General features: G+C 66.8%; 13 protein-coding genes. 9 read left to right on the forward strand and 4 right to left on the reverse strand.

Translation table 11 applies throughout. The features are described from left to right. Positions 1 to 21 precede the first annotated feature (21 nt). The 5 genes from RIA72_RS01060 to RIA72_RS01080 are packed head-to-tail and all read left to right on the forward strand — an operon-like array spanning position 22 to position 4,937. Positions 22 to 1,566, forward strand: a complete 1,545-nt coding sequence (locus RIA72_RS01060) for a lipopolysaccharide biosynthesis protein (protein WP_350030503.1) — start codon at positions 22 to 24, stop codon at positions 1,564 to 1,566. Beyond that, entirely contained in the window at positions 1,563 to 2,273 is a 711-nt protein-coding gene (locus RIA72_RS01065) for an HAD family hydrolase (RefSeq protein WP_350030504.1), read from the forward strand. The genes RIA72_RS01060 and RIA72_RS01065 overlap by 4 nt, the downstream gene beginning before the upstream one ends. Further along, a complete protein-coding gene (locus tag RIA72_RS01070) occupies positions 2,273 to 3,412 on the forward strand; it encodes a CDP-glycerol glycerophosphotransferase family protein (RefSeq protein ID WP_350030505.1) in 1,140 nt (379 codons plus the stop codon). Before RIA72_RS01065 ends, RIA72_RS01070 begins: the two co-directional genes overlap by 1 nt. Next, positions 3,409 to 4,512, forward strand: coding sequence for a CDP-alcohol phosphatidyltransferase family protein (locus RIA72_RS01075; protein WP_350030506.1), 1,104 nt, complete (start codon positions 3,409 to 3,411; stop codon positions 4,510 to 4,512). Before RIA72_RS01070 ends, RIA72_RS01075 begins: the two co-directional genes overlap by 4 nt. Then, positions 4,509 to 4,937, forward strand: coding sequence for an HIT family protein (locus RIA72_RS01080; protein ID WP_350030507.1), 429 nt, complete (start codon positions 4,509 to 4,511; stop codon positions 4,935 to 4,937). The genes RIA72_RS01075 and RIA72_RS01080 overlap by 4 nt, the downstream gene beginning before the upstream one ends. On the opposite strand, the gene RIA72_RS01085 is transcribed toward RIA72_RS01080, so the two are convergent. From RIA72_RS01085 to RIA72_RS01095, 3 genes are read right to left on the reverse strand one after another with little or no spacing between them, the layout of a single operon-like run. Beyond that, positions 4,925 to 5,689: a phosphocholine cytidylyltransferase family protein gene (locus tag RIA72_RS01085; protein ID WP_350030508.1), complete on the reverse strand. Its 765-nt coding sequence runs from the start codon at positions 5,687 to 5,689 to the stop codon at positions 4,925 to 4,927. The two genes, RIA72_RS01080 and RIA72_RS01085, sit on opposite strands and share 13 nt — an antisense overlap. Further along, positions 5,686 to 6,480: a nucleotidyltransferase family protein gene (locus RIA72_RS01090; RefSeq protein WP_350030509.1), complete on the reverse strand. Its 795-nt coding sequence runs from the start codon at positions 6,478 to 6,480 to the stop codon at positions 5,686 to 5,688. Before RIA72_RS01090 ends, RIA72_RS01085 begins: the two co-directional genes overlap by 4 nt. Next, positions 6,477 to 7,433 carry an alpha/beta hydrolase gene (locus RIA72_RS01095; protein ID WP_350030510.1) on the reverse strand — a complete coding sequence of 319 codons (957 nt, stop codon included), beginning with the start codon at positions 7,431 to 7,433 and terminating at the stop codon, positions 6,477 to 6,479. The genes RIA72_RS01090 and RIA72_RS01095 overlap by 4 nt, the downstream gene beginning before the upstream one ends. 94 nt (positions 7,434 to 7,527) lie before the next feature. On the opposite strand from RIA72_RS01095, the gene RIA72_RS01100 reads away from it, so the two are divergent. The 4 genes from RIA72_RS01100 to RIA72_RS01115 are packed head-to-tail and all read left to right on the forward strand — an operon-like array spanning position 7,528 to position 11,381. Continuing rightward, positions 7,528 to 8,358: a diacylglycerol/lipid kinase family protein gene (locus RIA72_RS01100; protein WP_350030511.1), complete on the forward strand. Its 831-nt coding sequence runs from the start codon at positions 7,528 to 7,530 to the stop codon at positions 8,356 to 8,358. Next, complete coding sequence (locus tag RIA72_RS01105) at positions 8,355 to 9,203, forward strand: metallophosphoesterase family protein (RefSeq protein ID WP_350030512.1); 849 nt, start codon at positions 8,355 to 8,357, stop codon at positions 9,201 to 9,203. Before RIA72_RS01100 ends, RIA72_RS01105 begins: the two co-directional genes overlap by 4 nt. Positions 9,204 to 9,252: 49 nt before the next feature. Then, the gene (locus tag RIA72_RS01110) at positions 9,253 to 10,344 is read left to right on the forward strand and encodes an Rv3169 family protein (protein ID WP_350030513.1); all 1,092 of its coding nucleotides are present in this window, start codon (positions 9,253 to 9,255) and stop codon (positions 10,342 to 10,344) included. Further along, a complete protein-coding gene (locus RIA72_RS01115; RefSeq protein ID WP_350030514.1) occupies positions 10,341 to 11,381 on the forward strand; it encodes a phosphotransferase family protein in 1,041 nt (346 codons plus the stop codon). Before RIA72_RS01110 ends, RIA72_RS01115 begins: the two co-directional genes overlap by 4 nt. Positions 11,382 to 11,512: 131 nt before the next feature. On the opposite strand, the gene RIA72_RS01120 is transcribed toward RIA72_RS01115, so the two are convergent. After that, positions 11,513 to 13,009, reverse strand: a complete 1,497-nt coding sequence (locus RIA72_RS01120) for a trypsin-like peptidase domain-containing protein (protein ID WP_350030515.1) — start codon at positions 13,007 to 13,009, stop codon at positions 11,513 to 11,515. Between the last annotated feature and the right edge of the window lie 158 nt (positions 13,010 to 13,167).

Here is a 13,167-nt window from a genome sequence, read left to right on the forward strand (position 1 = left end):
GAGCCGCTAGGTGCCGCAAGGATGAGCGACAACGCCGACCATTCTGCCGTCACCAGCCGCAGCGTCGCGCGCGGGCTCGGCACGACGATGCTCGCGCGCTTGGGCGCGATCGTGGAAGTCGTTGCACAGCCGCTCTATGTCCTGATGTTCGGGCTCGCGGGCTATGGCCTTTATGCCGTGCTGTGGGCAGCGGTGAACCTCATCGAGAATATCTTCGACCTGGGCATGACCAGCGCGATGCAGCGCACCGTCCCGCAATCGGCGAGTGATGCCGAAGCGGCGGCGGCCCTCCGTACCGCGATGATCTTCGGCGTCGGGCCCTGCATCCTCGCCGCGGCGCTGATTTCGATGTTCGCGGCCGAGCTTGGCCCGCTCCTCAATGTCGCGGCCCGCGATCGCGAGCTGGTCGTTCCGGCGATCAGGATTTTTGTCTGGGCGCTGCCGCTCTGGGCCTTTGTCGAAATCGCGACTTCGGCGCTCCGCGCGCGGATGGTATTCGGCGCCGAAATCCGCTTGCGGATTGTCTGGGAACAATTGCTCCGCCTCTTGTTCGCCCTGCTGTTCTTTGCTGGCGGCCTCGGGCTGAAGGGGCTGTTTATCGCCCATCTTTGCTCGCTTGCCATCACCGCCGCCCTTTCGGTGCGCCTGCTTGCGCGCCAATATAGTTTCGCCGATCTGTGGCGCGGACCCTGGGCCGGCCCGGTCTCGCGCGATACATTCTGGGCGGGGCTGTCCATCCTGCCGTCGAACGTCATCACACGGCTGTTCGGCGACGCACCTGCCCTGATTCTCAACATGCTGCTCCCCGGCGCCGCGGGGGCTGCGGCGGCGGGCCTGTTCACGATCGCGCGCAAGCTGTCGAGCATCGTCCAGCTGGTGCGTATCGCCTTTACCTATGTGATGGCACCGCTCGCCGCGAGCGCCGAACGCCGCGACCGGCGGCAGGTTGCCGACATCTACGCTTATGCCACCCGGCTGATCGCGGCGATCGCGCTGCCGCTCGCGGCAGTGCTTGCGGCGGGAAGCGCGTCGCTGCTCAGCCTTTTCGGCGATCAGGCACAAACGGCGCAGGCAGCGCTGGTCATCCTGCTCTTCGCGCGCGCGGCCGAAGCGGTGCTCGGCATCGCGGCGCCGGTGCTTCAGGTGGTCGCCGCCTTCCGCCACCAGCTCACGGCCAGCGTTGTCGGCGTGGGCGTCGCCATCGCTGCCGGGTGGCTGCTGGTCGGTCCTGTCGATCCGCTGACGGGCGTGACGCTGGCGACGGCGATCGGGCTGGTCGTCATGGCGGCGATTCCCATGATTCAGCTTGCCGCCGTCGAGGGGCTCCATCCGTTCGATGCGCAATTTCCCGCGGTCGCGATGCGCGGCATGGGCCTGACGGTCGCCGTGGGCGGGGCGGCGCTGCTTGCCGATCTTCTCCCCGATCCCGTCGCGCTGCCCTTGCTCCTGATCATCGCCGTCGCGGCGATCTGGCTGGCGCTACGCTTTGCACTGCCGCTCGCCGATCGCGCTTCGCTTGGCAAGGCAGCGCGCCGCCTCCACCTGATCGGACCGGCCGACCGATGACCGACACCCCGCCCCGCGTCGCAATCTATGACCTCGACCGCACCGTGCTGCGCACCCCGACCTTCACCTTGTTCCTGCTGTGGGCGGCGTGGCGCGACGCGCCATGGCGCCTGCTTCTGCTTCCCCTTCTCGCGGTGCTGATGATCGGCCATGCGCTCCACCTTTATGGCCGCGACCGGTTCAAGCCCGCCGCGATCCGGCTGATGCTGGGCGCCGGCCTGTCAGCGGCCCGCGCCGAACGGCTCGCCGCGCGGTTCGCCGCCTGGCGCGTGCCGCGCGACGTACCGCCGGGCGCTGCCGCGCACATCGCGCGCGACCGAAGCGAAGGGTTCCTGCTTCTGATGGCGACGGCGGCGCCCGAATTTTATGCTCGCGCGATCGCTGACGCGCTTGGTTTCGACGCTATCGTCGCCTCGCGCCATCGCCGCGACGCCGCGGGCAACTGGTTGCCCGCGCTCGACGGACCCAATTGCTACGGCGACGAAAAGGCACGCCGCGTCGCCGAATGGCTCGCCGCCCACCAGTGCGACGGCGCGCATATCCGCGCCTATTCGGACCACGCCAGCGACGCACCGACCTTTGCATTGGCGCGCGAGGCGTGGCTTGTCGGGCGCGGCGACAAGGTCGTACGGCTTGCCGCAAAGCACGGCTGGCATGTCGCGGATTTCGAGGATGCCGCCGCAGGGGCGCCGACGAAGGTTCGGTGATGCGCATCCTCTTTCTGTTCATCGGCGAGCCGCATCATCTGTTCCACGCGCTGCCCATCGCCGCGGAAATGGCCGCGAAGGGTCAGGCGGTCGAAATTGCGGTGGCAAGCGCCGACCATCTGCCCGTCGCGCAGCAAGTCATGCTCGCCTATCCGGGCTTTGCGCCCAAGATCACTTTGCTGGGGCAGAAAGGGATCGCACGCTGGCTGCGCGCGCGCGGCCTGTTCCGCAATCCGCGCCTGCCGATCCTGCTCGACGCGCTGCCCTTTCTCCGCCGGTTCGACGCGATCGTCGTTCCAGAGCGGACGACGACAACGATCCGCCATTTCCTGCCGCGGCGGACGCAGCTCATCTTCACGCCACACGGCGCGGGCGATCGCGCGATCATGCTCGACCCGCGCGATCGGCATTTTCAGTTCGTGCTGGTCGCGGGTGAAAAGAGCAAGCAGCGCCTGCTGGATGCCGGAACGATCCGTCCAGGGCATTACGCCGTCAACGGCTATGTAAAGCTCGACCTGATGCGGCGGCTGCAGAATACGCGCGCGCCGCTTTTCGAGGATGATCGGCCGATCGTCCTTTACGCCCCGCATTTCCGGCGCGACCTGTCGTCGTGGGACCGGTTCGGGCGCAAGATTATCGACTGGTTCGCGGCGCAGGATCGCTACAACCTTGTCGTCGCACCGCATGTCCGCCTGTTCGCCGAAGCCAGCGAAGCCGAGCGCGCCGACGTCGAACAACTCGCGATTCCGGGCAGAATCCATATCGACCTCGGCTCCGAACGCCTCTTCGACATGAGCTATACCAGCGGCGCCGACCTCTATCTCGGCGACGTCAGCAGCCAAGTATATGAGTTTCTGGCGACGCCGCGACCGTGCATTTTTCTCAATGCACACAAGGTCGATTGGACGGGCGATCCCGATTATCTGTTCTGGACGCTGGGCGATGTCGTCGACGACCTCGTCGACCTGCCCGCCGCGATCGCGGCAGCCCCCGGCCGCCATGCCTGCTATGCCGAGGCGCAACGGGCGCGGCTTGCCGAATCGATCGGCGGCGACCCCGCGGGCGCGGCGGCGCGCGGCGCCGAAGCGATCCTGCGCTTTCTTGCAAAGGACGCGGAGCAGGATAAGAGCGGCGGATGACCGACGCCGTTTCCCTTCCCGCGCTGATCCCGATCGGCGACAATCCCACCCCGATCTGGGGCATGTCCAATGCCGAGCGTCTGCGCCGGCTGGCGCGCGCCGAAGGGCTGCCCGAAACGGCGGACGCGGGCGGCGCGCGGCTTTACGTCAATCTGGCCTATGTGTTCGATCCGGTATGGCTGCGGCATATCGTGACGCTGCCCGCTACGGTAGTGATGGACGGCGACGCGCTGGTGATGGCGCACCTTGTGGGCGGGATGACACCGGACGACATCGCGGCCCGGCGCGACGCACTGACCATCATCGATTATCGCGACAATCCGCAAATCTATAACCGCCAGCTGCGCAAGCTCGACTGCCCCTTCATTCAGCCGCTGACGCCACCAACGCGGCGCGCGATCGAACGGAAAAGCTATTTCGGTGCCTATAAGGGCGTGACCGATGCGCTCACCAAATATCTGTGGCCCGAAATCGCCTTATGGTTGACCCGCGGCGCGGCAAGCATCGGTATGACGCCGAATATGGTCACGGCGATCGGCGCGGCGCTTTGCCTCTATGCGACCTACCTCTTCGCCTATGGCCATTATTGGACGGGAATGCTCGCCGCCTTCATCTTCATGGTGCTCGACACCGTCGACGGAAAGCTTGCGCGCTGCACGATCACCTCGTCGAAATGGGGCAACATCGCCGATCACGGCGTCGACCTCATTCACCCGCCCTTCTGGTGGTATTTCTGGGGTGTCGGTCTCGGCGCCTGGGGCCTTGCCTTATCCGACCAGACCTTCCTGATCGTGATGATCGCCATCGTCGCGGGCTATGTGCTCCAACGCGTGATCGAGGGGATGTTCATCAAGGACTTCGGCATGGACGTCCATGTCTGGCGCCGGTTCGACAGCCAGTTTCGCCTGATCACGGCGCGGCGCAATCCCAATTTCGCGATCCTGTTTTTCGCGACCCTCGCCGGGCGCCCCGACATCGGACTGATCGCGGTAGCCTGGTGGACCGTCATCTCGCTGCTTGTCCATGCCGTGCAGCTGGTGCAGGCCTATGCCGCGCGCCGCGCGGGTAAACCCATCGTCAGCTGGATGGAAGACGCATGAACGCCACGATCGAAAAATTCGGCCATCCGGCGACGCTGGTTGCCGAATATCAGCATTGGGTCGTGCTCCTGCGTCCCGCGCAGCCGGTGCTTGGCGCGCTGGTGCTCGCCGCGAAATCGGATGCCACGGCGTTCGGCGCCCTGCCCGCCGAAGCGCACGCCGAGCTCAAGACCGTGACTGCGGCGATCGAGACCGCGCTCGGCAAGGCGGTCGGCTATGCAAAGATCAATTATCTGATGCTGATGATGGTCGACCCGCACGTCCATTTCCATGTCCTGCCGCGTTATGACGGCGAACGCAGCGGCGCGGGCGTGAGCATTGCCGATGCCGGCTGGCCGGGACCGCCCGACCTGGGGCAGGCGGTGAAGCTCGACGACGATCAAATCGCCGCGCTTGCGGACTGGCTAAGGCCCTATTTCGCGTAGCGGCCTTCTTCGGCCCATTTGGCGGTGAGCGCCTCGGCGGCTTCGACATCCTGCGGGAAGTCGACTTCCTGCCATTCCAGCCCTTCGATCGACACGGTGCCCACGCGGTTGCCCTTGGCGATGATGTCGATCGCGCGCAGGTACCAGCGTTCGACCCCGTCGGGCGTGCGCATCATCTGGTCGACCTGATTGCGAAAGATCGATGGGCCGTCGCCGGTAAAGGCGAGCATCCCGATCGATTCGGAATTGGTATCGGGAGGCAGGAGCCGCTTGCCGATCGCGTGCAGGCGCCCGTCGGCGTCGCGGTTCACCTTCATATCGTCGTCGTCATAATGTGATTTGACGTCGACGGTGACGGTGATCGGCTCCCTGGCCCCTTCGATCAGCCGCGCGACAATCTCGTCCGATACGATGGTGTCGCCGTTGAGGATGATGAAATCGCGGTCCATCTCCTCGCGCGCGATCCAGCAGGTACCCAGATTGTCGGCGACCTGGAAAAAGGGATTGAACAGCGTGCGGATGCGCGCACCCGTGTCGCGATAAAGCTGGAGCGCATGGTCCTCGACACGCTCGGTGCGAAATCCGGTGACGACGACGATGTCCTTGATCCCGTTCGCGACCAGCGCCGCGACCTGCCAGCTGATAAGGCTGCGGCCGCCCAGTTCGATCAGGCATTTGGGAATGTCGCGGGTCAGCGGCAACAGGCGCGAACCCTGCCCGGCCGACAGAATGATGGCTTTGGTAATGCTCATGGCCGCCGCCCTATAGCCGCTTCGTCCCGCGCGGCAAATATCCGCTCGATCAGATCGATGTCCGCGGGCTTGTCGGCGTCGATGCACGCCTCGGGCGCCGACATCGGCACCACCTTCGCGGCAAGGCCAAAGCGCCGCCCGGCGCGCGCGATCCCCTGATGGATGGTAAAGAGCCGCAGCAACGCCCCGATGAGCAGCCACGGCCCGAACGCGGCGATAATTTTCAGCCCCTTTTTGCGGTCGCGCTCGATCCGCCCCCAGAAGTCGAGCAGGGGCAGCACACGGCGCCCGCGCAGGCGAAACATATTCGCCCCCGACCACCAGCCGCTGCGGAATTTGAGCCAGGTGCGCCGCGATTCGGGATAGCGCGCCAGCAATATCGCGCGCTCGACCATGGCGACCGCGACGTCGCTGTCCTCGGCGCCGTGCAGAAACTCTTCGATCATCGCCGGGGTGAGCAGCACATTGTCCGCGGTGGTGACGAGCAGCGGATCGTCGCCGGGCGGCAGCGCCGCGACCAGCGAACTGCTGATCCCTTGTCCCGAATCCGAAAAATACAGATCGTCAAGGCCCGCCAGCCCCGCCTCGGCGGCCAGTTCGGCACTGTTCTGCGCCAGGATCGTGATCGACCCGACCAGCGGCGAGGCGCGGAGCGCGCGGACGACGTGCAGAAGCATCGCCTGCCCGGCGACCGGCAGCAAGGCCTTGGTCGATACGCCGCGCCCCGAAAGCAGCGGGTCGGGTCCGGGGCGGCTGCCCGCGAGGACGATCGCCGGAATCGCACCGCTCATGGCACCACTTTCGCTGCGGGAGCGATGCGCCGCGCCGTCGCGCCGCGCAGGAAGTCGGTCGCATCGTCGAGGACCGGCTGGCGGTTTTGAAAGGGCGCTGCCAGCGCCATCACTATGCCGCTATGGCCGATGTCGGGATAGATGCGGACCGTCGCCGATCCCCCCGCGCGCACGACAGCGGCGGCGAGATTCTGGCTGTTGCGCGGGCGCACCACATCATCCTCCTCGCCGCTCGCAAGCCACAATGGCGGTGCATCGCCGCGCGCGAAGCGGATCGGCTGCGTCCGCTCGATCGGCCGGACCTTGCCCATCGCCTTGTCGGCGCGGCCGCCTTTTTCCAGCGGCAGGAAATCATAGGGCCCGGCCAGTCCCGCAACGCCGCGGATGACGGCAGGATCGCTCTTCGCGGCGCGCAGCCATTGCGGGTCGAGCGCCAGCATGACGGCATTATAGGCGCCCGCCGAATGGCCCATCAGCGCGATGCGGTCGGGATCGCCGCCAAGCTTTGCGATATGCTCGTGCGTCCACGCGACCGCCGCGGCGCTGTCCTCCAGAAAGTCGGGCCAATGCGCTTTCGGCACCAGTCGGTAATCGGGGACGACGACGACAAATCCCTGCCGCGCGAGCGCGCGCCCCGCAAACCCATAATCCCCCCGCTCGCCGCTGTTCCAGCCGCCGCCATAGAAAAAAACGACGACCGGCAGCCGGTCGCCCTCGCGCAAACTTTCGGGCACCCATATGTCGAGCGACTGGCGCGGCCCACGGCCATAGGGCTGGTCGGCGATCAGCAGCCGCGCGCCGTCACCCTGCCCCAGCAGCCGGTCGGCCATGTTGAGCGACTTCGCGCCGCCCGCGACGATCATCTTGGCCCCGCCGCCGAACAGCAGCACGAGCAGCAGCACCACGAAGAGGATCTTGATCAATCGCCGTCCCTCGAAAAGCCGCACCGCCATCCCGCCGCGCCCTACAGGGCCGCGGGGCGCGTCACAAGCACGTAACAATCGGGCGGCGTGCGACCTTTTGCCCGCTCGCGCGTAGGAAAGGCCGATGTCGGCACGCTTTTCCCGCCCCGCGCTTGTCTGCAACAGCCAGAGCGGCAGCTACGATCCCGCGATCCGCAGCGCGATCGAGGCGGCGTGCCGCGCGCAAGGCGCACCGCTCGCGGCGACTTTTGCCCTGCCCGACGACGCCATCCCCAATGCCGCCGAGCTCGCGCGGCGCACCATCGACCTTTTGATCGTGTGGACCGGCGACGGCACAATCAACGCAGCGGCAAGTCGCGCAGCAGGCTGGGACGGCGCCATCCTGCCCCTGCCCGGCGGCACGCTCAACCTCTTGTCAAAGGCGCTGCACGGCGACCGCGACGCGCCCGATATATTGGTCGACGCGCTCGGCGGCAAAGCCCGCCGCGCGCGCATCCCGACGATCCGGACGACGGAGGGGGAGGCTTTCATCACGATCGTCGTCGGCCCTGCGACCCGCTGGGCCGGGGTTCGCGAAACGATGCGCCAGGACGGGCTGATCGAGGCAAGCCGCGCGGCGCCCGACGCCCTGGACGCGATGATGAACGCGCCCGGCGTGCGCGTCGCGGGCGACGGGCGGGACTGGCCCGCGATCATCCTGACGCCCACCGCACACGGCATCCGCGCCGACGGCATCGTGGCCGATCGTTCGGCCGACGTGCTGCGCCACGGCCTCGCCTGGCTCGGCGGCGACTTTCGCGATGGACCGACCGAAGAGCTATCAACCAGCGAAACGATCACCCTCGAAGGCGAAACACCGATCAGCCTCGAATATGACGGCGAGCTTCAGGAAACGGGATCGCCCGTGTGCTTTACCCTCGGCACAAGCGCGGTCGATTTCGTCGCGACCGCATGACCCGGCTTTTTCATGCCAGCGACCTGCACTTCGGACTCGAAGATCCCGCCGCGCTCGCCTGGTTCGGTGACTGCGTTCGCACCGAGCGGCCCGACGCGGTCCTGATCACCGGCGACCTGACCATGCGCGCGCGCACGCGCGAATTCGCCGCGGCGTGCGACTGGATCGAAACGCTGGACGTGCCCGTGACGGTGGAGGTCGGCAATCACGACCTGCCCTATTTCAATCCCATCGCGCGCTTCTTCTATCCCTATCGCCGGATCCGCCGTATCGCGCGGCTCGTCCGACGCGAGATCGACCTGCCGGGCCTCGCCATCGTGCCGCTGAAAACCACCGCGCGCGCGCAGTGGCGGCTCGACTGGTCGAAAGGCTGGGTGACGGGCAAGGCGCTCGCCCATACACTCGCCGCGATCGACGCGCTGCCGCGGGACGCAATGGTGCTCGTGACGGCGCATCATCCGCTTGTCGAGGCCGGGACGCGCGGGCGTGCGCTGACTCGCGGCGGCGAGCGTGCCCTCGCGGCGCTGGCGGGGCGCGGTGTCGCAGCGGTGCTCAGCGGCCATGTCCACGATGCCTTCGACCTTTCTAAAAACACCGTCCAGGGGCCGATCCGCATGATCGGCGCCGGAACGCTGTCGCAGCGCATCCGGTCGACCCCGCCCAGCTTCAACGAATTGCGCATCGCGGACGGCGAACTGTCGGTGCGCGTGCGCAACCTTGCAGCGGTGCCGACCGCCGACATGCAGATCGCCGACATCCCGCCCGACGCGATGCCGCCGCGCCAGCCCGGCGAACCCGTGGCGCGCGTCCACGCCGTACCGCCGGTCGATCCGCCGGCGCATTGACGCGCGCGCTCGCCCCGTTAGGTTGCAACAAAAAACGGGATGAGGGACGATGCTGACCAAGGGCGACGATTTTCCACTGCACCAGAGCGCCGAGCCGATCGCCTTTGCAGGCACCGACCGCAATTTTTACGACCGATATTTCTTCAACGGCTACGCTCCCGACGGATCGGTCTTTTTCGCGGCCGCCATGGGCTTTTATCCGCAACTGGGAATCGTCGATGCCGCCTTTTCGGTCATCGTCGACGGCGTCCAGCATATCCTGCGCACCAGCCGCCGGTCGGATGGCGAGCGGCTTGATCTGTCGGTCGGCCCGATTGAAATCGCGATCGACGCGCCGCTCGACATATTGACGCTGCGGATAGCGGCGAACGACGGGCTGCTTGCCGGCGAGCTGCGCTTTTCCGGCCGCCATTTTCCCATCCTCGAGCCGCGGTTCACGCGCCGCAACGGCACGCGCCTGTTCATGGATTATACGCGGATGACCCAGAACGGTCGCTGGTCGGGCTGGCTGTCGGTGGGTGGGCGGCGGATCGACATCGGCGATGGCTGGACGGGCACGCGCGACCGCAGCTGGGGCATCCGCCCCGTCGGCGCAAGCGAGCCACAGCCGCCACCGCAAGGCAATTTCGCGCAGTTCTTCTGGCTGTGGACGCCGTGCAACTTCGCCGACCGTTCGCTTTTCTTTCACAGCAACGACGATGCCGCGGGACAGCCGTGGAACCGCCGCGCGGTCATCGTGACCGATGCGGGCACCGAAACCCATTTTGACGCCGCGCGCTTTGCCGTCCGCTGGCAGACCGGAACGCGGCGGATCGCCAGCCTGTCGGCCGAGCTTGGGGGCCATCGGCGGCTGACCCTGACCCCCGAGGGGCCGGTCTTTGCCATGAGCGGGCTTGGCTATACGCATCCCGTGTTCGGCCACGGGTTCGATCACGGGCCAGAGGTCGTCGTCGCGCACGACGCACTCACCGCCGATGAACGCGGCTGGTCCAACCCGCTCGCGATGCACGTCCAGGCGCTTGTGGCGGCCGAGCTGGCCGATGGCGGGACGGTTCACCGCGGCATCGGCGTGCTCGAGCAACTGTTTGTCGGCGCGCACGCGCCGACGGGCCTTGCGGGATTGATGGACCCCGCCCGATGAGCTTTCCGACCGCGCCCGCCGCGATGACGCCCGATTGGCTGGGCGCCGTGCTCGGCCACCCCCGCGGCCTCAGGGCCTTTACCGCGACCAGCGTGGGCACGGGGCAGATGTGCGACAGCTTCCGCCTGACGCTCGACTGGACGGATGAGAGCAGCCGCCCTGCAAGCGTGATCGCCAAATGCCCGAGCCATGACCAGGCGAGCCGCGACGTCGCACGGCTCACCGGCACCTATGTCAAGGAAGTGAGCTGGTATCGCGAACTGGCGGCGGACAGCGGGGTCGCGGCACCGCACTGCTATCACGCCGAAATCGCGGCGGACGACGTCGATTTCATCCTGCTCCTCGCCGACCTTGCACCGGCGCGGCAGGGCGACCAGCTCGTCGGCATCGACGCCGCGCGGCTCGCTCCGTGCATCGACGCCGCGGCGGCGCTCCACGCGCTGCTCTGGAACGATCCGCGGCTCGACCAACTATCGTGGCTAGCGCGCGACAATGGCGATGTCGTGCGGGCCCTCTTTCCCCGGCTTTATGCGGGGTTTCGCGAACGCTATGCGGACCGGCTCGCGCCCGAGGTGCTCGACCTCGGCGCCGGGATCGTCCAGCGGCTCGACCGCTATCTGGCGCGCAACCCCGCGGCGCGCACGATCGTTCATGGCGACCTTCGCATCGACAACATCCTGTTCGCGCCCGATGGCGGCACATGCTGGCTTGTCGACTGGCAGACGCTCGGCCGCGGGAGCGGCGCGACCGATCTTGCCTATCTGGTCGGCACCGGCATCGCCGATCCCGCCGCGCGCGCGGCGGCCGACCGACCGGCCTTCGACCGATGGATCGCGGCGCTGCGCCGCCATGGCATCGACCCCGACACCGACGCGCTCTGGATCGATTATCGCGTCGGCGCGCTCAGCGGCTATTTCATGGCGGTCTTTGCCTCGATGAGCGTCGAGCGCACCCGCCGCGGCGACGAGATGTTCGCGTTGATGGCCGAACGCCCCGCACATCAGGCGCTCGCGCTCGGCAGCCTCGACCTGCTTTAACGGCTGATCGTTTCGATCGAGACGTCATCCCGGCGAAGGCCGGGACGACGATGCGAATGATCGAAAGCACAAAGAAAAAGGGGCGCTGCGGCGGCAGCGCCCCTTGTCGATCCTTTCCGGGCGAAACCCGCTTATTTGATGCGGATCGCGACGAATTGCGACGACGGCAGGCCGCGGCGCAGAACCTCCAGCATCACGGCATCGCGTCCGGCCTTCTTGGCATCGGCGACGACCTTGGCCAGCGCTTCGCTGCTTGTCACCGGCGTGCGATTCGCGCTCAGGATCGCATCGCCGCGGCGAAGACCCTTGCGGCCCGCATCGCTGCTGCCCGAAATCGCCCCGATCACAAGGCCTTTGGTCGACTGGTCGATGCCGACGGCGCGTGCGATCGCGGGCGTCAACGGCTGAACCGCCATACCAAGGCTGTTCTGGATCGTCTCGTCGGCGGCGCCCGACGGATCGTCGGGCATCGTCTGTTCTTCTTCGGGATCGAAATTGTCGCCCGCAAGCTGTTCTTCGGGCGGACGCGTGCCGACGACGGCATTGAGCGTCATCGTCCTGCCGTCGCGCACGATCTCGAGCGGGATGCGCGCGCCGGGCTTGGTGTTGGCGACGATGTAGGACAGGGTCTGCTGCGGCGTGACATCCTTGCCATTGACCTTCAGCACCACGTCGCCGCGCTTCAGCCCGGCCTTCTCGCCCGCCTCGCCCGATTCGACGCGCTGGACGAACTCGCCGCGGTCCTTGGGCAGGCCGAGCGCCGCTGCTATATCCTCTGTCACCGGAACGATGCTGATGCCCAGATAGCCGCGCTGCGGCCGTTCGCCCGCGCGCAGCGCGTCGATCACGGGGATCGCCGCTTCGGCCGGAATTGCGAAGTTGACGCCGATGTTCGCGCCGACCGGCGAAATCAGCATATTGTTGATGCCGACGACATTGCCCTGAAGGTCGAACAGGGGGCCGCCCGAATTGCCGCGGTTGATCGCGGTATCGGTCTGGATATAGCGGTCATAGGCGCCGCCCTGGCCGATGTTGCGCTGAACCGCCGAAATGATGCCGGCCGTCACCGTCGAACCAAGCCCCAGCGGGTTGCCGATCGCGACCACCCAGTCGCCGACGCGCGCCGGGCTGCCATCGGCGAATTTGACGAAGGGCAGGCCCGTTGCGTCGATCTTGAGCAGCGCAAGGTCCGACGCGGCGTCGCGGCCGACGATCTTTGCCTTATATTCGCGCTGGTTGGTCAGCGTGACGGTGACTTCATTAACCGCTTCACCGCGCGGGCCGCCCGAAATCACATGATTGTTGGTGACGATGTAACCGTCGGCGGAGATCAGAAAGCCCGAACCGCCGCCCTGCTGTTCCTGCGTGATCGGTTCGCGCGTGCCGGCAAAGGGATTGAGCCGTACGCCGAGCGTCACTTCCTGCTTGGTCGAGATATTGACGACCGCGGGCTGCAATTGTTCGACCAGATCGGCAAAGCTGTCGGGCGCACCTGACCGCGGGACAACGCGCGCCATTTCGCTGCGTTCATTCTGCGCCACCTGCGCGCCGACGGGCGATTGGGTGACGAGCGCCAGCGCCGTTCCGCCCATCAACAGCGCCGAAGTGATGCCATATACATAACGCACGATCGCAAATCCTCTTCTCATACGACTTTCAGGAAACGCATTAACCCCGGCGCCGCCTCTCTGGCGCCCCATGGCTTAACGCCGTTTGAACATGAACGATGCTTGACGGTCGGTTCATCGGTTACTGCCCCTTGCGGCGAACCGCAAGCGACAGCGTT

The sequence above is a fragment of the Sphingopyxis sp. genome (assembly GCF_040216815.1).
In the GTDB taxonomy this organism is placed as follows: domain Bacteria; phylum Pseudomonadota; class Alphaproteobacteria; order Sphingomonadales; family Sphingomonadaceae; genus Sphingopyxis.